Origin of the sequence: Stenotrophomonas sp. JAI102 (genome assembly GCF_013409105.1) — a bacterium.
Classification (GTDB): domain Bacteria; phylum Pseudomonadota; class Gammaproteobacteria; order Xanthomonadales; family Xanthomonadaceae; genus Stenotrophomonas; species Stenotrophomonas maltophilia_AA.
Genome location: NZ_JACCCI010000004.1, coordinates 58,861 through 77,056, shown reverse-complemented (window position 1 = coordinate 77,056; position 18,196 = coordinate 58,861). Strand labels below are relative to the sequence as shown.

Sequence of the window (18,196 nt, the reverse complement as noted above, 5' to 3'; positions counted from 1 at the left end):
CACGTAGCGGTGTTCATTTGGATTCCTCGAGAATGATGTCGGCGATGCGCTCAGCGGCATCGACCTTGGCCAGGGCACGCGCGGCGTTGGCCATCTGCATGCGTCGGGCGGAATTTTCGGACAATTCGCGCAGCACGCCTTCCAGCTGTGTCGCCAGCGTTTCATCCTGCTTCAGCAACACGGCAGCGCCGCGCTCGACCAGATATTCCGCATTGCGGGTCTGGTGATCGTCGACGGCCGCCGCGAACGGCACCAGCACGCTGCCCACGCCGACCGCGCACAGCTCGGCCAGGGTGGAGGCGCCGGAGCGGCACACAACCAGATCGGCCCAGGCGAATGCCTCGGCCATGTCGGCAATGAAGGGTTCCACGCTGGCCTGCACGCCGGCATCGGCATACGCCTGCAGCGCTTCGGCGTGCAGCTTCTCGCCGCTCTGGTGGCGTACCTGCACCGGCATGCCGGTGCCCAGCGCGGCCAGTGCCTTGGGCACCGCGTTGTTGAGCACGCGTGCCCCCTGGCTGCCACCGAGCACCAGCAGGCGCAACGGGCCCTGCCGGTTGGCCAGGCGCAGCTCGGGCGGGGTGATCGCGGCGATCTCGGCGCGGACCGGGTTGCCGACCGCTTCCTCGCGCTGCGCGAAGCTGCCCGGGAAGCCGGCCAACACGCGACGCGCGACGCGCGACAGCACGCGGTTGGTCAACCCCGGGGCGCGGTTCTGTTCGTGCACCAGCAGCGGCAGGCCATGCAGGCGCGCGGCGATGCCGCCGGGGCCGGAGGCGTAGCCACCGAACGCGATGACCGCACGCGGCTGGCGATCACGGATAACGAACCCGGCCGCGCGGATCGCACGCAGCAGGCGCACCGGCGCGCCGAGCAGGGCCAGCTTGCCCTTGCCGCGCAGGCCGCCGATGGCCAGCGTATCGATGTGGATGCCCTGCTGCGGCACCAGGCGCGTTTCCATCGCGCCATCGGCACCCAGCCAGGTGACCGGCACGCCGCGTTCGCGCAACACCTTGGCCACGGCCAGGCCGGGGAAGATGTGCCCACCGGTGCCGCCGGCCATGATCATGACCGGGCGCTGGGAGGGATCGAGGCGAGGCGTGCTCATCCCATCCTCCCCAGGGTCGGTTCGATGCGCTGCTGCATGCGGCTGGTGCCACGGGGTGCGCTGTCACGCGGTGCGGCATCGCGTGCGGCGCTGTCCTGCATCGCCGCCGCATTCGCGCCGGCGCTGTCGGCCTTGGGCAGATCGCCCGGCAGCGGGCCCTCCTGGTCGGCGCCCATGCGCACGGCCTGGCGGCGCTCGGCGCGGTCCAGTTCATAGGACACGCGCAGCAACAGGCCCATCGCCACGCAGGTCATCAGTACGCTCGAGCCGCCGGAGGAGATCAGCGGCAGGGTCAGGCCCTTGGTCGGCAGGATGCCGAGGTTGACCCCGATCGAGACGAAGCTCTGCATGCTGATCCACAGGCCGATGCCGAAGGCGATGTAGCCGGAGAAGTGGCGCTTCATTTCCACGCAGCGCATGCCCAGCCAGAAGGTGCGGCCGACCAGCAGCGCATACAGCGAAATGATCAGGCAGGTGCCGAGGAAGCCCAGCTCCTCGGCGGTGACCGAGAAGATGAAGTCGGTATGCGCTTCGGGCAGGTAATAGAGCTTCTGCACCGAGTTGCCCAGGCCCACACCGGTCCACTCGCCACGGCCCACGGCCATCAGCGCATTGGACAGCTGGTAGCCGTCACCCTGCTGATCAGCCCACGGGTCCAGGAAGGAGGTGATGCGGCGCATGCGGTACGGTTCGATGATCGCCAGCGCGCTCATGCCGACCATGCCGATGATCACCGGCATGGACATGCGCGGCAGGTTGACCCCGCCCAGCACCAGCATGCCGGCGGTGATCGCCAGCAGCAGGGTGGAAGAACCGAAGTCCGGCTGCAGCAGCAGCAGCACGACCAGCGCGCCGGCCACGCCGAGCGGCTTGAGCATCGCCGGCCATGTGGCATTGACCTCGTCGCGGAAGCGGACGAGATAGCTGGACAGCCACACGATGTAGAGCACCTTGACCGCTTCGACGGTCTGGAACTTGGAGATGCCCAGGTTGATCCAGCGGCGGGCACCGTTGACGCTGCTGCCCAGGCCCGGGATGAACACCACCACCAGCAGCGCGAAGCAGCCCAGCAGCAGGATCTGGTTGTACTGCTCGATGCTCTTGAGCTCGGTGCGCATGGCGATGATCGCCAAGCCGATACCCACCGCCAGGAAGATCAGGTGGCGGTTGAGGTAATAGAACGGACTGCTCATCAGCGCGATCGAGCTCGACGCGACCATCACCACGCCCAGCCCGGTGAGCGTGATGATCACGCCCAGCAGCCACTTGTCGAAGTGGCCTCCGATGGCTTCCAGGCGGGTGGCTTGGCGCGACAGGTCGTTCATCAGCGGACCTTCAACGTGGCCAGGCCGATCAGGACCAGCACGACCGAGATGATCCAGAAGCGCACGATCACGCGCGGCTCCGGCCATCCCTTCAGTTCGAAGTGGTGGTGGATCGGCGCCATGCGGAACACGCGCTTGCCGGTCAGCTTGAACGAGGCGACCTGGATCATCACCGACAGGGTCTCGATCACGAACACGCCGCCCATCACCACCAGCACCAGTTCCTGGCGGGTGATCACCGCGATCGTGCCCAGCACCGCACCCAGCGCCAGCGCGCCGATGTCGCCCATGAAGACCATGGCCGGATAGGTGTTGAACCACAGGAAGCCCAGGCCGGCGCCGGCGATCGCCGCGCAGATGATGACCAGCTCACCGGCACCCGGGATCTGCGGGATCTGCAGGTAGCTGGAGAACACCACGTTGCCCGAGGCATAGGCGAACACGCCCAGTGCGCACGCGACCAGCACGGTCGGCATGATCGCCAGCCCGTCCAGGCCGTCGGTCAGGTTGACCGCGTTGGAGAAGCCGACGATCCAGAAATACGCGATGGCCACGAAGCTGATGCCGGCCAGCGGCAGCGCGATCGACTTGAACATCGGGATGTAGAACGTCATCGCCGCCGGGACATCGGCGGTGTAGAACAGGAACAGACCCGCAGCCAGGCCGAAGATCGACTGCAGCAGGTACTTCCAGCGCGACTTCAGGCCGTTCGGGTCGCGGCGGACGATCTTGATCCAGTCGTCGTACCAGCCGATTGCGCCGAAGCACAGCATCACGGCGAGCACCAGCCAGACGTAACGGTTGCGCAGGTCGGCCCACAGCAGCACCGACAACGTGATTGTCAGCAGGATCAGCGAGCCGCCCATGGTCGGCGTGCCGGCCTTGGCGAAATGGGTCTGCGGACCATCCGTACGGATCGGCTGGCCACCCTTGAACTGGGCGAGCTTGCGGATCATCGCCGGGCCGAGCCACAGCGACAGGAACAGGGCGGTCAGCGCCGCGAGGATGCCGCGCAGGGTCAGGTAGCCGAACAGCCCGAACAGGCTCTCCAACTGCTGCAGCCATCGGGCCAGTTCAAGCAACATTGGGGGTTTCCTCTCCTTGCGCGAGCAGCGCTTTGACGATCGTGTCCATGGCGCTGCCACGCGAGCCCTTGACCAGGCAGCGCACGCCGGCATGCAGTTCGCTGGCGAGCGCGGCGGCCAGGGCCGGGTGGCTCTGGAAATGCTGGCCGCCTTCACCGAAGGCGGTCGACGCGGCGGCGCTCAGTGGGCCGAGCGTGTACAGCCGCTTCAGGCCGGCCTCGCGGGCACGGCGGCCGGCCTGGGCATGCAGCGCCTCGCCGTCCGGGCCGAGTTCGCGCATGTCGCCCAGCACCAGCCAGCCCTCTTCCTTCGCGCCGGCCAGGGCATCGATGGCGGCCGCCAGCGAGCCCGGGTTGGCGTTGTAACTGTCATCGATCAGCACCGCGCCGCTCGGCAGCTGGTGCGCGATCTGGCGGCCCGGGACCGGCTCGGCGCGGGCCAGCCCGGCGGCGATCTGCGCCAGCGTGATGCCCGCGGCCAGTGCCAGCGAGGCGGCGGCCAGCGCATTGCTGATGTTGTGCCGGCCCGGCAGGCCCAGCGTGATCTCTGCATCGCCCTGCGGCGTGGACAGCACGAACTGGCTGCCCTGCGCGGCCGGACGGATCGCACGCGCGCTGACATCGGCGCTGTGGTCCAGGCCGTAACGCAGCACGCGGCAGCGCGGTGGCTGGCCGACGATGTGCTGTTCGAACCAGATCCCGAAGGCGTCATCGGCATTGATCACGGCCACGCCATCGGAGGGCAGCGCCGCATAGATCGCGCCCTTGGTGGTGGCCACGCCCTGCAGGCTGCCCATGCGTTCCAGATGCGCCGGGGCGATGTTGTTCACCAGCGCGTAGTGCGGGCGCACGATCTCGGTCAGGTAGGCGATGTCGCCCGGCTTGCCGGCGCCCATTTCATAGACGGCGAAATCGGCGTCTTCGGGCGCGTCCAGCACGGCCAGCGGCAGGCCGATTTCGTTGTTGCGGTTGCCCGGGTTGGCGTAGACCACCTTGCGGTCGTCATGCGCGACCTGTTCCAGGATCGCCAGCAGCAGGCTTTTGACGCTGGTCTTGCCGTTGCTGCCGGTGATCGCGAACACCGCGGTGTCGCGGTCGCGCTGCATGCCGGCAGCGATGCGCCCCAGGGCATGCTCGCTGTCGGCGACCACGATCTGCGGCAGGGCCACATCCAGCAGGCGCTCGACCAGCATCGCCGAGGCACCACGCGCCAGCGCGTCGGCCGCGAAGTCATGGCCATCGAAGCGCTCGCCACGCAGGGCCACGTACAGGCTGCCCGGGGCGAGCGTGCGGGTGTCATTGGCGATGGCATCGATGGCGGTGTCTTCGCCATGGATCTCGCCACCGGCCCAGTGGGCGATCAGCGACAGCGGGGTGCGCTTCATTCGTTCACCCCTGCGCGCGCGCAGCACACGGCCGGCCACTTCGGTGTCATCGAAGGCATGCTTGACCCCATGGATCTCCTGGTAGGGCTCGTGGCCCTTGCCGGCGATCAACACGATGTCGCCCGCGCCGGCCTGGCCGATCGCGGTGGCAATCGCGGCGGCGCGGTCGCGCTGCACGGTGACGGCAGCGGGTGCATCGAATCCCTTGAGGATGTCGGCCACGATCACGTCGCCGTCTTCGCCGCGCGGGTTGTCGTCGGTGACGATGACGACGTCGGCATGCCGTTCCGCGATGGCGGCCATCTGTGGACGCTTGCCGGTATCGCGTTCGCCGCCGCAGCCGAACACGCAGACCAGCCGCCCGGCCAGATGGCCCTGCACGCTGGTCAAGGCCTGCTCCAGCGCATCCGGGGTGTGGGCGTAATCGACCACGACGGTGGGCAGGCCGCCCTCGCCGCCCAGGCGGTTCATGCGGCCGGCGATCGGCTGCAGCTGCGAGAGCAGCGCGGCGATCGCGGCCGGGGCGTGGCCCAGCGCATGCAGCGCACCGGCGACCGCCAGCAGGTTGTCGACATTGAAACGACCCAGCAGCGGCGACTGCACCGGATGGCGCTGGCCGTCGACCATCAGGTCGAAGGCGATGCCGCGGCCGTCCAGCGTGAGCGAATCGGCGCGCAGGGTGGCCTGCGCGGCACCGCGCGAACTCACGCCGATCGGGCGCACGCTGGCGCCGACGGTGCGCAGCAGTTCGCTGCCGAAGCTGTCATCCAGATTCACCACGGCGGCCTTGAGTCCGTCGCGGTGGAACAGCTTGGCCTTCGCCGCGCCGTACTGCGCCATGTCGCCGTGATAGTCCAGATGATCGCGGGTGAGATTGGTGAACACCGCCACGTCGTAATGGACGGCATCCACGCGGCCCTGGTCGAGGGCGTGCGAACTGACTTCCATCGCCACGGCCTGGGCGCCGCCATCGCGCAGCTGGGCCAGCACGTCATGCATCTGCAGCACCAGCGGCGTGGTGAAGCCGGTCGGCACGACATCGCCATAAAGGCCGACGCCCAGCGTGCCGATGCTGCCACTGCGGGTGCCGAGCAGGTGCCAGGCCTGGGCCAGCAGCTGGACGGTGGAGGTCTTGCCGTTGGTGCCGGTCACGCCGACCATCGTCATCGCGCGCGAGGGATGGCCGTGGAACTGGTCGGCCATCGCCCCCATGCGGTGGCGCAGGCCCGGCACGGCAATCGCGTCGACCGGCGCCGGCAGCTCGGCCGGGGCCGGGGGGTCGAACAGGATCGCCCCGGCGCCATTGGCGCGGGCCTGGTCGACAAAGCCCAGCCCGTGCGCACCGAAGCCGGCGATCGCCACGAAGGCATTGCCCGGGCGCACCGCGCGGCTGTCCAGCACCAGGCCGGTGATGGTCGGGTCGTGGCTCAGCGCCACATCGGGAAGCAACTGCGACAGCAACATCATCTGGCTCATTGCGTGCCTCCCTGCGCGGGCGGCACTGTGGCGTGCGCGCTGGGCAGCGCGGCATCGAATTCTGCGGCGGCGTCGGGCGCGACCACCGTTTCCGGCGGCGGCATCGGCAGCACCGAGGCCGAGTGACCCATCTTTCCGGACTGCTGTGCGGCCAGCCACGACTCGATGTCATCCGGCGGCACGTCCATCAGGCGCAGCGCGCCCTCCATGACGTTGTGGAACACCGGCGCGGAGACCAGGCCGCCGTAGTACTTGCCGCCCTGCGGGTCGTTGATCACGATCACCGTGGCGAAGCGCGGATTGGTCGCCGGCACCACGCCGGCGAACAGCGCGTTGTAATGCCCGCGCTCGTACCCGCCCGGCCCGGCCTTGCGCGCGGTGCCGGTCTTGCCGGCCACGTGGTAGCCCAGCACCGCCGCCTGCTTGGCGCCGCCCTGGGTGACCACGGTTTCCATCATCGCCACGACTTCCTTGGCGATGTTCTCGTCGATGATCTGCTTGCCTTCGTTGCGCTGACCCTTGACGAAGGTCGGCGCGATCAACCTGCCGCCGTTGCCCAGCGCCGAATAGGCGGTCGCGATCTGCAGCGGGCTGACATTCAGGCCGTAGCCGTAGGACATGGTGGTCTTGGATGGACCACTCCAGCGCGCCGGGCGCGGCAGCACGCCGGCCGATTCGCCGGGGAAGCCGCTGTGCGGGGCGACGCCATAGCCGAAGCTGTGGATGTGGTCGTAGAACACCTGGTCCGGCATCTTCGCCGCGATCTTGGCCGCGCCGATGTTCGAGCTGCGCGTGATCACGCCGGTGACGTTGAGCACGCCATTGTTCCGCGGCACGTCCCTGATCGTGTAGCGGCCAAGCGCCATGTAGCCCGGGTTGGTGTCCACCGTGGTGTCCTTGGTGACCACGCCGGACTGCAGCGCCGAGGCGATGGTCAGCGGCTTCATGGTCGAACCCGGCTCGACCAGATCGGTCACCGCGCGGTTGCGGCGGGTGTCCGGTGCCGCGCCACCCACGGCATTGGGGTTATAGGTCGGCAGATTGACCATGGCCAGGATCTCGCCGGTGGCCACATCCATGATCACCATCGAGCCACCTGCGGCCTTGTTCTCGATCAGCGCGTTGCGCAGCTCCTTGAACGCCAGGAACTGGATGCGGCGGTCGATGCTGAGGGTGAGGTCCTTGCCCGGCTCGGCGGCGCGCAGCAGATCGCTCTCCACCGTGTCGCCCTTGCGGTTGCGGATCACGCGCTTGGCGCCGGCCTTGCCACGCAGCCATTCGTCGAAGGCCAGCTCCAGCCCTTCCTGGCCGCGGTCGTCGATGTTGGTGAAGCCGAGCACGTGCGCCATCGCCTCACCCTGCGGGTAGAAGCGGCGGAACTCGCGCTGCGAGGCCACGCCCGGAATCTTCAGGGCAACCACTTTTTCCGCGTCGTCCGGATTGATCCGGCGGCGCAGATACATGAATTCCTTGTCCGCCTTCTGCGAGAGCTTGGAGGTCAGCTCGTCCAGCGGCATGCCCAGCGCGGTGGCCAGCTCGGGGATGCGGTCCGGCGAGCGCAGCAGTTCCTGCGGGTTGACCCAGATCGAGGCGACCGGGGTGGACACCGCCACCGGCTCGCCGTTGCGGTCGGTGATCATGCCGCGCGAGGTGTTGATCGGCAGCTCGCGCAGGTAACGCGCTTCGCCCTGGCGCTGGTAGAACTCGCTGTTGATGATCTGCACGTAGGCGGCGCGGCCGACCAGCGAGACCGAGCACAGGCCGAGCGCCAGCCCCACCCACTTCAGGCGCTGGCGGAGGTTGAAGCTGTTGCGCGCACGGTTGCGGCCGGATTTGTTCATGGCCGGATCACCACGACATCGGCCGCTTCGGGGAACTTCATGCCCAGGCGCTCGCGGGCGACGCGGTCGACCCGGGTCGCCTCGGCCAGGGTTGCCTGCTCGAGCTGCAGGCGACCGAACTCGATGTTGATCTCATCGCGCGCACGCTCGACCCGCGACAACTCCACGAAGGTCTGGCGGTGGCGATGGCGCATGAACACCACGCCGATCGCCGACGCGATGGTGCAGGCCAGCAGCACGATCAACAGCAGGCGGCTCATCCGCCCACCCCACGCTTTTCGGCGACGCGCAGCACGGCGCTGCGTGCGCGTGGATTGACCGCCAGCTCGTCGTCTTCGGCCTTGATGGCGCCACCGTGCAGGTCCAGCGTCGGCACGAACGCGGCCAGCTCGGGCAGCCGGCGATTGCTCGGCGGGGCTTTGGCGTGGCGGTTCATGAACTGTTTGACGATGCGGTCTTCCAGCGAGTGGAAGCTGATCACCGCCAGCCGGCCACCGGGCTTGAGCCGCGCCATCGCCGCGTCCAGGCCCGCCTCAAGGTCGGCCAGTTCGCGGTTGATATGGATGCGGATCGCCTGGAAGCTGCGCGTGGCCGGGTGGATCTTGTCCTTGCCACGCGGCATCACCGAGGCGATCAACTCGGCCAGCTCGGCGGTGCGGGTGAAGGGTTGCTTGTCGCGGCGGGCGACGATGGCCTTGGCGATGCGGCGGCCCTGGCGCTCTTCGCCGTAGGTCCACAGCACGTCCATCAGCTCGCGCTCTTCAACGCGGTTGAGCCACTGCGCCGCGCTTTCGCCGCTGTCCGGGTCCATGCGCATGTCCAGCGGGCCGTCCTTGCCGAAGCTGAAACCGCGCTCGGCGACATCCAGCTGGGGCGAGGACACGCCCAGGTCGAACAGCACGCCATCCAGGCCCTCGGCGGTGGCATCCCAGTGCAGCAGATCGGCGAAGCTGCCACGGAAGATCGAGACGCGCGGGTCCGGCGCGAAATCGCGCTCGGCTACCGCAATCGCCTCGGGATCCTTGTCCATGACCAGCAGCCGGCCTCCAGGACCGAGTTGCTCGAGCACGCCGCGGGCGTGACCGCCACGACCAAACGTGCCATCGAGATACACTCCGTTTTCGATCACCTTCAGGCCATCCAGGACCTGCGTGTACAGGACCGGCAGGTGGCCCGCCGGCGACTGCGACACCGGAAGGTGACCGGTCTGCGCTGCTCCGCGCATCCGGGCACCCCGGCTCACAACTTCAGGTCGAGCAACCCATCGCCGAGATCCTCGTCAGACAACGTCTGCTGGATCAACGCGCGATGAGCCTGCTCGCTCCACAATTCGAATTTGTCGCCCATACCGAGCAGCACCGCCTTCTTTTCAATACCAACGGCACCACGGTGGCTGGCAGGAATACTGATGCGGCCGTTGGCGTCCAGCTCCAGATGCGCGGCCGAACCGACCAGCTTCTGTTGCAGCAGACGCACGACGCGCTGTGTGTTGGGCTTGGACATGACGTCGTCACGGACGCGTTCCCATTCCTGTTCGGCGTACAGCCACAGACAGCCGGACTCGAACGGGTTGTAGGTCAGGACCAGACGGTTGTTGCTCACACGCGCGACAAGGTCGCGATGCGCGGTCGGAACCGCCATGCGCCCTTTGTCGTCAACAGTGATGGCCGTCTCGCCTTGAAACACGACGTTTTCACCTTTCCTTCGCCCGGTGAAACATTGAACCACGAAAAACCACAAAAAACCCGGTTTCCCCTCTGATGCCCACCTTAGCAGTGCCGATTGGGTTGTCAACAACTTTGCGAAGCGGAAATCACTTTGAACATCAAGGGCTTGCAGCAATCTTTAGAGACTTGTTCAAGGCTTATCCACAAGTTGCTGTTTCATCTCATTTTTTGAGATTTCGCCGAAGTTCAGGCCTGTGGAGACCGCGTGAAACATCGGTCCGTATTCAGACCTGGCCGGGTCGTCATCGCCTCGGTGCTGCGCAGAACCGGCACACTGTGAGGCATGTGTCTGCTCGCCCTTGCCTGGAAAACGCACCCCCGCTGGCAGCTGGTGATGGCCGGCAACCGCGATGAATTCCACACGCGGCCTACCGCCGCCCTGCACCGCTGGGCCCCACCGGACGACGGCGTCGCCGCCGGTCGCGACCTGCGCTCGGGCGGGAGCTGGGCCGGAATCGGCGCGGACGGACGGATGGCGGTGGTCACCAACGTGCGTGACCCCCTCGCCCGGCAGACCGGCCCCTCCCGCGGCGCGCTGGTGGCCGACTACCTGCGCGACGACGCGCCCGCCGCCCTGTTCGCCGACCAGCTGGCCCGGCGGGCGCTCGAGTTCGCCCCCTTCAATCTCCTGCTGGCCGACCGCGGCAGTTGCCAGTTCCTCGGCAACCACCCGCTGCACCGGCAAGCGCTGGCCCCGGGCATCCATGGCATGTCGAACGGTCCGCTGGACGCGCCGTGGCCGAAAACCGTGACATTGAACGCCGCCCTGCGCGCATGGGTGGACCTGGGCGGCGACGACCTGAGCCCGCTGTGGGACGCCCTGCGCGATGAGACCCGCGCCGACGACAGCGCGCTGCCGGATACGGGGATCGGCCTGGACCGTGAGCGATGGCTGTCGTCCGCCTTCATCCGCAGCCCCGAGTACGGCACCCGCGCCAGCACGATCATCGCGCTGGACGCCAACGGTCACGGCTTCATCGCCGAACGCCGGTTCGATGCCGCAGGCAACGGCATCGGCGAGACACGGCTGACGTCGGCCCCGCTGTCGGCGCAGATATGACGGAATAGGTCTGTTTGGGCCGACGCCGGAGCGGGTACTTCAGCTCCGATTGAACGTGTTCACCAAAGTTTAACGCGTTGCCCCACAACGGATTGCGGCCCCTCAGCGACTTCCGGACGGGGCGAGCGCGGGCGGTGATCCAAGCCCAGCCCGATCCGCGCTTGACCCCGGACAGACGGCAGAGAGGATGGCCCGGCGGCACCCTCGCCGCCTTCTCTTCGGACCGGAGCCCTGCATGCGACGCATCATCCTTCTATTGGCCAGCCACCTGCTCACGCTTGGCGTGGGATTCGGACTGGGGGTGTATTTCCTGCCTCTGCTGACCGCGCCTGACGATCCGCCCGAACAGCAGGTGCAGGCCGCGATGGACCAGGCGCGTTACCACGCCACCTTCCACCGCGACCAGAAGGGGAGCGACGCGCTCCACTGGGCCGACGGCAAGCTCAGCGTGAGCGCTACCGAAGTCGCGTTCACCGGCAAGATCGCCCCGGGCCCGGATTACAAGGTGTACCTGACCCGGGAGTTCGTCGACACCAAGGCCGGGTTCGAACGCATCAAGGCCGATGCGGTGCGGATCGGCGAGGTAAAGACCTTCAACCGCTTCGTGGTGGACGTGCCGGCGAATGTGGACGTGGAGGAGTTCACCACCGTCGTGGTGTGGTGCGAGCGCTTCGCGCAGTTCATCTCGGCCGGGCAGTACCGCACCCCAGGTTGATTGCCCGCCAAAGGTGCGGATGTGGGACACTACGTACGGCGGAGTCGGCCAGACAGTCGCGTCATCCCTTGCGGATGCCGAGGAAAGTCCGGGCTCCACAGGGCAAGGTGCCAGGTAACGCCTGGGCGGCGCGAGCCGACGGAAAGTGCAACAGAAAGATACCGCCTACGTTTCCTTCGGGAAGCCGGTAAGGGTGAAATGGTGCGGTAAGAGCGCACCGCGAGTCTGGTAACAGACCGGCACGGCAAACCCCACCTGGAGCAAGACCAAATAGGGACCTAATGGCGTGGCCCGCGTCGGGTCCGGGTAGGTTGCTCGAGCGCTGCGGTGACGCAGCGCCTAGAAGAATGACTGTCCACGACAAAACCCGGCTTATCGGCCGGCTCCGCCCTTTCTTCGCGATGCCGCGAAGAAGCCCCACGGTTTGCGATGCAAACCGTGGGCCCCGGGCGCCACCAGCGTCCAATTCCCCGCGGCTGTCGCCGCGCCCCCTTTACTAAAGGGGGCTGTGCCTCCAGACGGTTGGCGTAGGGCGGCATTCAATCTACCCGCCCACGTGGGGCGATCAACCGCCGTACAGGGCTTTTCTGGGGGCGCCGGTGATTTCGGCCGCCAGCTTGGCCGCGGTCGAGGGCGGCAGGTGCTCGCTCAGCTTGGCGTACAGGCGCCGGCCCTGGACCAGCTGGGCCTCCTCGTCGTCGGCCGCGCCCTGCACCATCACCACGAACTCGCCCTTGCGCTGGTTGTCGTCCGCCTCGACCTGCTGCAGCAGCGAGGCCAGGTCGCCGTCCAGCACGGTCTCGAACAGCTTGGTCAGCTCACGCGCCAGCACCGCCGGCCGCTCCGGCCCGAACGCGGCGACCATGTCCGCCAGCGATTCGGTAATCCGGTGCGAGGATTCGTAGAACACCAGGGTGCGGGTTTCACCGGCCAGCGCATGCAGGCGCTCGCGGCGGCCGGAGGCCTTGGCCGGCAGGAAGCCTTCGAAGGTGAAGCGGTCGCTGGGCAGGCCGGCCACGCTGAGCGCGGCGATCGCGGCACAGGCGCCGGGAATCGGGCTGACCTTGATCCCGGCTTCGCGCGCGGCGCGGACCAGGCGATAGCCCGGATCGCTGACCAGCGGCGTGCCGGCATCACTGACCAGCGCCAGCGACTCGCCCGCCAGCAGGCGCGCCACGATCCGCTGCGACAACGCTTCTTCATTGTGGTCATGCAGCGCCACCAGCGGTTGCTGGATGCCGAAGTGGGCCAGCAACTGGCCGGAACGGCGGGTGTCCTCGGCGCAGATCGCGGCCACCGAACGCAGCACGTCCTGCGCGCGCGGGGTCAGATCGGCGAGGTTGCCGATCGGGGTGGCAACGACATACAGCGTGGGGACAGCACTCATCAGCGGCTCTTCCGTGGTCAAGGGTAGAATCGTACCGTTCCCCGGCCACGGCCGCTGCCCCCATCGAATGGACCTGATCATGAACAAGCCCGTCGTACGGATCTCCGCCCTTTCGTTGTCGCTGATGCTGCTTGCCGGCTGCGCCACGACCAGCTTCACCAGTACGCCGGAATCACCGGCCCAGAGCCAGGCCCTGGCGCTGATCGAGCAGGGCAAGCCGCGCGATGCGGCGGTCCAGCTGGAAGCGCTGGCCAACACCCTGCGCGGCGGTGCCCGCAGCGCCGCCCTGGCCGATGCCGCGTTCGCCTGGCACGAAGCCGGCGATGCCGCCCGCGCCCGCACCCTGCTGGCCCAGGTCACCGCGCGCCAGCTCAGCGGCGCCAGCCTGCAGCGTTACCAGCTGACCACCGCCGAACTGGCCCTGGCCGACAAGCAGCCGGCACAAGCGCTGGCCGCGCTGAAAGAACCGTCCGAAACAGTGACGCCTGCGCTGCGTACGCGCTGGCAGCTGGCCCGCGCCAGCGCTTTGCAGGCCACCGGCGACAACCTCGGTGCCGCGCTCGAGCGCGCCCGAGCCCACGCCGCGCTGACCGGCAAGGCGCGCGCCGACAACCAGCAGGCCATCGCCGGCCTGCTCGGCACGCTGGACGATGCCACCCTGCGTGCCCGCACGGCGGCGTTGCCGGCCAATGAGCCGCTGTACAACTTCGCCGGCCGTGCGCTGATCGCCCGCGGCCTGCCGCTGCCGCGTCCGTTCGATCGCGAAGGCGCCGCGCAGTTCGATACCAGCAAGCGCCCGCCGGCGATGAGCGATGGCTACCGGCCACCGATGAAGATGGCCGTGCTGCTGCCGCTCAGCGGCCGCCTGGCCACTGCCGCGCAGCCGGTCCGCGACGGCCTGCTCAGTGGTTACTACGGTGAGACCCGCCGCCGCCCGGACATCCAGTTCATCGATACCGCCGGCACCGCCGCCGGCGCCGTGGCCGCCTACGACAAGGCAGTCACCGCCGGTGCCGACTTCATCGTCGGCCCGCTCGGCCGCGACGAAGTGGATGCCGTGTTCGGCCGCCGCGAGCTGCCGGTGCCGGTGCTCGCCCTGAACCGCGGAAAGGACACCCCACCGGCCGGCAGCGCTGGTTTCTCGCTGGCCCCGGAAGACGACGGCATCATCGCCGCCGAGTACCTGCGCGGCCGCGAGCGCAGCAAGGTGCTGGTGATCCACAGCAACGACGACAACGGCCGCCGCGCCGCCGCCGCCTTCCGCGAGCGCTTTGCGCAGCGCGGTGGCCAGGTGGTGGCCACGATCGGCGTGAGCGACACGGTCGGCGACATCGGTGCGCAGGTGCGCGGCGCCGGCGCCATCGATGGCGTGCTGCTGGCGGTCAAAGCCCCGCAGGCGCGTGCGCTGGCCCCGCAGCTGGCGCTGGCCGGTGCCGGTGGTGCGACCCGCGTCGGTACCTCGCAGTTGACCGTCGGTGCCGGCAAGCCCGAGGAGGACATGGCGCTGGACGGCATCGTCTATCCGAACGAAGCGTGGAACGTGCGCGGCGTGCCCGGCCTGCCGGCCGCCTCCACCGCCGGCCAGATCCTGCCCTCGGCGCGCGGCGCGTCCGGCCGCCTGTTCGCGTTCGGCTTCGATGCCTGGAAGATCAGCGCCTACCTGGACAAGGTCGCGACCGAAGGCGGCCTGGCCGGCGCCACCGGCACCCTGTTCCTGGACAGCAACGGCAACGTGCTGCGGGTGCCGGCGTGGTCGACCTTCAGCGGCGGCCGGCCGATGCCGATCGCCACCAGCAACTGAAGCACGTGCCGACCGGGCGCGCGGTGCGTGGCGCGGCGGTGGAAGCCGCCGCGCAGGCCCATCTCCGCGATGCCGGGCTGCGCCCGGTCACCACCAATGCGCGCTATCGCGGCGGTGAGATCGACCTGATCATGCGCGACGGCGATGTCGTCGTATTCGTGGAAGTGCGCTACCGCGCCAACGACCGCTTCGGTGGCGGCGCGGCCTCGGTGGATCGGCGCAAGCGACGCAAGCTGGTGCTGGCCGCGCAGCTGTTCCTGCAGTCGCATCCGTGGCTGGCCGAGCAGCCCTGCCGTTTCGACGTGGTCGAAGGCAGTGGCGATCCGCCGCAGCTGAACTGGCTGCGCGACGCGTTCCGGCTGGAAGACTGCTGATGCCCTCCATCTTCACCCACGCCGCCATTCCGCTGGCGCTGTGGTGCGCCACCGATCGCGGCCGCATCGCCACGCCATTGCTGGCCGCCGGCGTCGTCGCGGCCATGCTGCCGGATGCCGACGTACTCGCCTTCGCGCTGCACATTCCCTATGCCGACAGCTTTGGCCATCGGGGCGCCAGTCATTCGATGCTGTTCGCCGCGCTGATGGCGTTGCTCGCCGCGCTGCTGCACCGCCGCCTGCGCGCCACGGCGGTGCAGGCGGCCGCGTTCGTCGGCCTCTGCGCGCTGTCGCACCCGCTGCTGGATGCGTTGACCTCCGGCGGTCTCGGCGTCGCGCTGTGGTGGCCGTGGAGTGGCGAACGCTTCTTCGCCCCGTGGCGACCGATCCGCGTCTCGCCCTTCGCGCCGCAGTTCTTCAGCGCGCGCGGCATGGCGACCGTCCTTTCCGAACTGCGTTGGGTCTGGCTGCCCCTGACCCTGGCCGTGATCGGCTGGCGGGCGATCCAACGTGCGCCCGTCAATTCCCGGACCTGATGATGACCCCTGCCCTGCCCGCTGCGTTCGCTGCCACCCTGCATGCCCTGCTGGGCGAGGATGGCTGGCGCACCGATGACCGCGCACTCGAGGCCCACGCGCAGGACAACTCCTGGCGGCACACACGTCCGGCCGGCGTGGCGTTCCCGCGCGATCGCGCGCAGGTGGTCGCCCTGGTCCGCGCCTGCCGCGAGCACCGCATCGCGCTGGTCGCGCGTGGCGCGGGCACCGGCACCACCGGCGCCGCGGTGCCGATCGAAGGCAGCATCGTGCTCTCGTTCGCGCGCATGAACCGCATCCTCGCCATCCAGCCCGGCGACCGCTGCGCGATCGTCGAACCCGGCGTGCTCAACGGCGACCTGCAGCAGGCGCTGATGCCACACGGCCTGTTCTGGCCACCGGATCCCTCCAGTGCGGAGATCTGCAGCATCGGTGGCAACCTCGCCTGCAATGCGGGGGGACCGCGTGCGGTGAAGTACGGCACCAGCCGCGACAACGTGCTCGGCCTGGTCGCGGTCACCGGCGCCGGTGAACTGATCACCTGCGGCGGCCCCTACACGAAGGACGCCACCGGTTACGACCTGACCCACCTGCTGGTCGGCAGCGAAGGCACGCTGGCGTTGATCGTGGAAGCCACCTTGAAGCTGACCCCGCTGCCGGTGACGCAGGCCGGGCTGCGCGTGCTCTATCGCGATGCGGATGCGGCCGCGCAGGCGGTGTCGCGCCTGATGGCGCAGCCGGTGGTGCCCACCCGCCTGGAATTCATGGATGCGCGCAGCCTTGAGTTGCTGCGACGCAACGGGGCCGAGGTGCCCGAGGCCGGCGCGATGCTGCTGGTGGAGGCCGACGGCGACCACGACACCCTCCCCTACCTGCTGCAGGCGCTGGCCGCGGCCGCCGAAGGTGACGGTCTGATCGCGCTGGACGTGGCGATGGAAGGCAGCGCGCGCGAAACCCTGTGGGCCGCGCGCAAGGCCCTGTCACCGGCGCTGCGCAGCATCGCCCCGGGCAAGATCAACGAAGACGTGGTGGTGCCGGTCTCGCGCATTCCCGCGCTGGTCGCCGGGGTGCAGGCGCTGTCGGCGGAGTTCGATCTGCCGATCGTCACCTTCGGCCATGCCGGCAACGGCAACCTGCACGTCAACATCCTCTACCACCCGGACGATGCCGGTGAAAACGCACGCGCGCATGCGGCGCTGCCGCGCGTGTTCGCGTTGACCCTCGCGCTGGGCGGCACGCTCTCCGGCGAACACGGCATCGGCCTGGCCAAACGCGATTTCATGGCGCAGGCGTTCACCCCGGCCACGCTGGCGGCGATGCGCGCGATCAAGGCCGCGCTGGATCCGGAGGGGATTCTCAACCCCGGGAAAGTGCTGCCGCCGGGGTAAGCCGTTCTAACGGCGTGCGGCGAAATGCTCGTAGCCACCATCGGTGGCGTCCGCATCGGCGCAGTGCACGCCCTGTCCTTCCACGATCCGCCCGATGCGGGTCAGCGGCAGGCCCAACGACGCCGACAAGGCCTCGATTCCCTCGCGCTGCGACGGCGCGACGGTGAAGCACAGTTCGTAATCATCGCCACCGCGCAGCGCGCAGTCGCGGGCGCCATCGCGCCCCAGCAGCGCGCGCAGCGCCGGTGAGATCGGCAATGCATCCGCATCGACCTCGGCGCGCACCTCGCTGCATGCGGCGATGTGGCCCAGATCGGCGAGCAGGCCATCGGAGATATCCACGGCCGCATGCGCGTACGCACGCAGTCGCAGGCCGAGCGTGACCCGCGGGGTAGGACGCAGCAGGCGCTGGCGCAAGGTTTCGTCATCGCCGAGCAGGGTGGCGACCGCCACCTTCAACCGGTTCTGCTGCCACAGGCGCAGGGCGCCGGCCGCATCGCCCAGGCTGCCGCTGACCCAGATGTCGTCCCCCACCTGCGCGCGATCGCGGCGCAGGGCCTGGCCGGGCGCGACCTGGCCTATCGCGGTGACCGACAGCGACAACGGCCCCCGTGTGGTGTCGCCCCCGATCAGCACGATGTCGTGTTCGTCGGCAAGCGCGAAGAAGCCATCGGCGAACGCCTCGATCCAGTCCGCGTCGGCATCCGGCAGGGACAGCGCCAACGTGCACCACGCCGGGCGGGCGCCCATCGCGGCGAGATCGGACAGGTTCACCGCCAGGGTTTTCCAGCCGACGTCGTAGGCCGGGGTTTCCGCCGGGAAGTGCACGCCGCTGTTGAGCGTATCGACGGTGACCACCAGCTGCTCACCCGCGCGCGGCTGCAGCAGCGCCGCGTCATCGCCGATGCCGAGCACGACATCGGCCCGCGCGGTGGTGCGCGCACGGATGCGGTCGATCAGAGCAAATTCGGCAAGCGACATGCGGCGGA

Annotated in this window: 16 protein-coding genes, 1 other RNA gene and 1 pseudogene; 7 read left to right on the top strand and 11 right to left on the bottom strand. The window is 68.8% G+C overall.

Annotation, left to right across the window (positions count from 1 at the left end):
• Positions 1-13: 13 nt before the first annotated feature.
• From murG to mraZ, 9 genes and pseudogenes are all read right to left on the bottom strand, one after another.
• Entirely contained in the window at positions 14-1,108 is a 1,095-nt protein-coding gene (murG, locus tag HDC96_RS15335) for an undecaprenyldiphospho-muramoylpentapeptide beta-N-acetylglucosaminyltransferase (RefSeq protein ID WP_179460761.1), read from the bottom strand.
• Complete coding sequence (gene ftsW, locus HDC96_RS15330; protein WP_179460760.1) at positions 1,105-2,433, bottom strand: putative lipid II flippase FtsW; 1,329 nt, start codon at positions 2,431-2,433, stop codon at positions 1,105-1,107. Before ftsW ends, murG begins: the two co-directional genes overlap by 4 nt.
• Positions 2,433-3,518 carry a phospho-N-acetylmuramoyl-pentapeptide-transferase gene (mraY, locus tag HDC96_RS15325; RefSeq protein ID WP_088433957.1) on the bottom strand — a complete coding sequence of 362 codons (1,086 nt, stop codon included), beginning with the start codon at positions 3,516-3,518 and terminating at the stop codon, positions 2,433-2,435. Before mraY ends, ftsW begins: the two co-directional genes overlap by 1 nt.
• Positions 3,508-4,902, bottom strand: coding sequence for a UDP-N-acetylmuramoyl-tripeptide--D-alanyl-D-alanine ligase (gene murF / locus HDC96_RS15320; RefSeq protein WP_179460993.1), 1,395 nt, complete (start codon positions 4,900-4,902; stop codon positions 3,508-3,510). The genes mraY and murF overlap by 11 nt, the downstream gene beginning before the upstream one ends.
• Before the next feature lie 15 nt (positions 4,903-4,917).
• Positions 4,918-6,378, bottom strand: a pseudogene (locus tag HDC96_RS15315) (UDP-N-acetylmuramoyl-L-alanyl-D-glutamate--2,6-diaminopimelate ligase); the annotation flags it as partial.
• Positions 6,375-8,219 (bottom strand): penicillin-binding transpeptidase domain-containing protein, encoded by a 1,845-nt coding sequence (locus tag HDC96_RS15310; RefSeq protein WP_179460759.1) that lies wholly within the window; start codon positions 8,217-8,219, stop codon positions 6,375-6,377. The gene HDC96_RS15310 and the pseudogene HDC96_RS15315, both read right to left, overlap by 4 nt.
• Positions 8,216-8,479, bottom strand: a complete 264-nt coding sequence (gene ftsL, locus HDC96_RS15305; RefSeq protein ID WP_123728341.1) for a cell division protein FtsL — start codon at positions 8,477-8,479, stop codon at positions 8,216-8,218. Before ftsL ends, HDC96_RS15310 begins: the two co-directional genes overlap by 4 nt.
• Positions 8,476-9,444: a 16S rRNA (cytosine(1402)-N(4))-methyltransferase RsmH gene (gene rsmH, locus HDC96_RS15300; RefSeq protein WP_179460758.1), complete on the bottom strand. Its 969-nt coding sequence runs from the start codon at positions 9,442-9,444 to the stop codon at positions 8,476-8,478. The genes ftsL and rsmH overlap by 4 nt, the downstream gene beginning before the upstream one ends.
• 14 nt (positions 9,445-9,458) lie before the next feature.
• Entirely contained in the window at positions 9,459-9,905 is a 447-nt protein-coding gene (gene mraZ, locus HDC96_RS15295; RefSeq protein ID WP_176990404.1) for a division/cell wall cluster transcriptional repressor MraZ, read from the bottom strand.
• A 324-nt stretch (positions 9,906-10,229) separates the two neighbouring features.
• Here mraZ and HDC96_RS15290 point away from each other — a divergent pair, with 324 nt between their 5' ends.
• The 3 genes from HDC96_RS15290 (at position 10,230) to rnpB (ending at position 12,112) form a co-directional block, all read left to right on the top strand.
• Complete coding sequence (locus tag HDC96_RS15290) at positions 10,230-11,006, top strand: NRDE family protein (protein WP_179460757.1); 777 nt, start codon at positions 10,230-10,232, stop codon at positions 11,004-11,006.
• Positions 11,007-11,241: 235 nt separating this feature from the next.
• Positions 11,242-11,721 carry a DM13 domain-containing protein gene (locus tag HDC96_RS15285; RefSeq protein ID WP_179460756.1) on the top strand — a complete coding sequence of 160 codons (480 nt, stop codon included), beginning with the start codon at positions 11,242-11,244 and terminating at the stop codon, positions 11,719-11,721.
• 40 nt (positions 11,722-11,761) lie between these two features.
• Positions 11,762-12,112: RNase P RNA component class A (rnpB, locus tag HDC96_RS15280), an RNA gene on the top strand.
• A gap of 174 nt (positions 12,113-12,286) precedes the next feature.
• Here rnpB and rsmI read toward each other — a convergent pair.
• The gene (gene rsmI, locus HDC96_RS15275) at positions 12,287-13,108 is read right to left on the bottom strand and encodes a 16S rRNA (cytidine(1402)-2'-O)-methyltransferase (RefSeq protein ID WP_121042690.1); all 822 of its coding nucleotides are present in this window, start codon (positions 13,106-13,108) and stop codon (positions 12,287-12,289) included.
• A 79-nt stretch (positions 13,109-13,187) separates the two neighbouring features.
• Between rsmI and HDC96_RS15270 the strand changes: the two genes are divergently transcribed.
• Genes HDC96_RS15270 through HDC96_RS15255 form a run of 4 tightly spaced genes read left to right on the top strand, consistent with a single transcriptional unit; the run spans position 13,188 to position 17,207 of the window.
• The gene (locus tag HDC96_RS15270) at positions 13,188-14,909 is read left to right on the top strand and encodes a penicillin-binding protein activator (RefSeq protein WP_179460755.1); all 1,722 of its coding nucleotides are present in this window, start codon (positions 13,188-13,190) and stop codon (positions 14,907-14,909) included.
• 5 nt (positions 14,910-14,914) lie between these two features.
• Complete coding sequence (locus HDC96_RS15265; protein ID WP_176990454.1) at positions 14,915-15,283, top strand: YraN family protein; 369 nt, start codon at positions 14,915-14,917, stop codon at positions 15,281-15,283.
• Complete coding sequence (locus HDC96_RS15260) at positions 15,283-15,819, top strand: metal-dependent hydrolase (protein ID WP_179460754.1); 537 nt, start codon at positions 15,283-15,285, stop codon at positions 15,817-15,819. The genes HDC96_RS15265 and HDC96_RS15260 overlap by 1 nt, the downstream gene beginning before the upstream one ends.
• Positions 15,820-15,821: 2 nt before the next feature.
• Entirely contained in the window at positions 15,822-17,207 is a 1,386-nt protein-coding gene (locus HDC96_RS15255) for an FAD-linked oxidase C-terminal domain-containing protein (protein WP_179460753.1), read from the top strand.
• A 6-nt stretch (positions 17,208-17,213) separates the two neighbouring features.
• Here HDC96_RS15255 and thiL read toward each other — a convergent pair whose 3' ends face one another.
• Positions 17,214-18,188: a thiamine-phosphate kinase gene (gene thiL, locus HDC96_RS15250; RefSeq protein ID WP_179460752.1), complete on the bottom strand. Its 975-nt coding sequence runs from the start codon at positions 18,186-18,188 to the stop codon at positions 17,214-17,216.
• Positions 18,189-18,196: the final 8 nt, after the last annotated feature.

Excerpts from the sequence above, each read along its gene's own strand:
- murG (WP_179460761.1), bottom strand. The coding sequence starts at position 1,108 with ATGAGCACGCCTCGCCTCGATCCCTCCCAGCGCCCGGTCATGATCATG.
- ftsW (WP_179460760.1), bottom strand. The coding sequence starts at position 2,433 with ATGAACGACCTGTCGCGCCAAGCCACCCGCCTGGAAGCCATCGGAGGC.
- mraY (WP_088433957.1), bottom strand. The coding sequence starts at position 3,518 with ATGTTGCTTGAACTGGCCCGATGGCTGCAGCAGTTGGAGAGCCTGTTC.
- murF (WP_179460993.1), bottom strand. The coding sequence starts at position 4,902 with ATGAAGCGCACCCCGCTGTCGCTGATCGCCCACTGGGCCGGTGGCGAG.
- HDC96_RS15310 (WP_179460759.1), bottom strand. The coding sequence starts at position 8,219 with ATGAACAAATCCGGCCGCAACCGTGCGCGCAACAGCTTCAACCTCCGC.
- ftsL (WP_123728341.1), bottom strand. The coding sequence starts at position 8,479 with ATGAGCCGCCTGCTGTTGATCGTGCTGCTGGCCTGCACCATCGCGTCG.
- rsmH (WP_179460758.1), bottom strand. The coding sequence starts at position 9,444 with ATGCGCGGAGCAGCGCAGACCGGTCACCTTCCGGTGTCGCAGTCGCCG.
- HDC96_RS15290 (WP_179460757.1), top strand. The coding sequence starts at position 10,230 with ATGTGTCTGCTCGCCCTTGCCTGGAAAACGCACCCCCGCTGGCAGCTG.
- HDC96_RS15285 (WP_179460756.1), top strand. The coding sequence starts at position 11,242 with ATGCGACGCATCATCCTTCTATTGGCCAGCCACCTGCTCACGCTTGGC.
- rsmI (WP_121042690.1), bottom strand. The coding sequence starts at position 13,108 with ATGAGTGCTGTCCCCACGCTGTATGTCGTTGCCACCCCGATCGGCAAC.
- HDC96_RS15270 (WP_179460755.1), top strand. The coding sequence starts at position 13,188 with ATGAACAAGCCCGTCGTACGGATCTCCGCCCTTTCGTTGTCGCTGATG.
- HDC96_RS15260 (WP_179460754.1), top strand. The coding sequence starts at position 15,283 with ATGCCCTCCATCTTCACCCACGCCGCCATTCCGCTGGCGCTGTGGTGC.
- HDC96_RS15255 (WP_179460753.1), top strand. The coding sequence starts at position 15,822 with ATGACCCCTGCCCTGCCCGCTGCGTTCGCTGCCACCCTGCATGCCCTG.
- thiL (WP_179460752.1), bottom strand. The coding sequence starts at position 18,188 with ATGTCGCTTGCCGAATTTGCTCTGATCGACCGCATCCGTGCGCGCACC.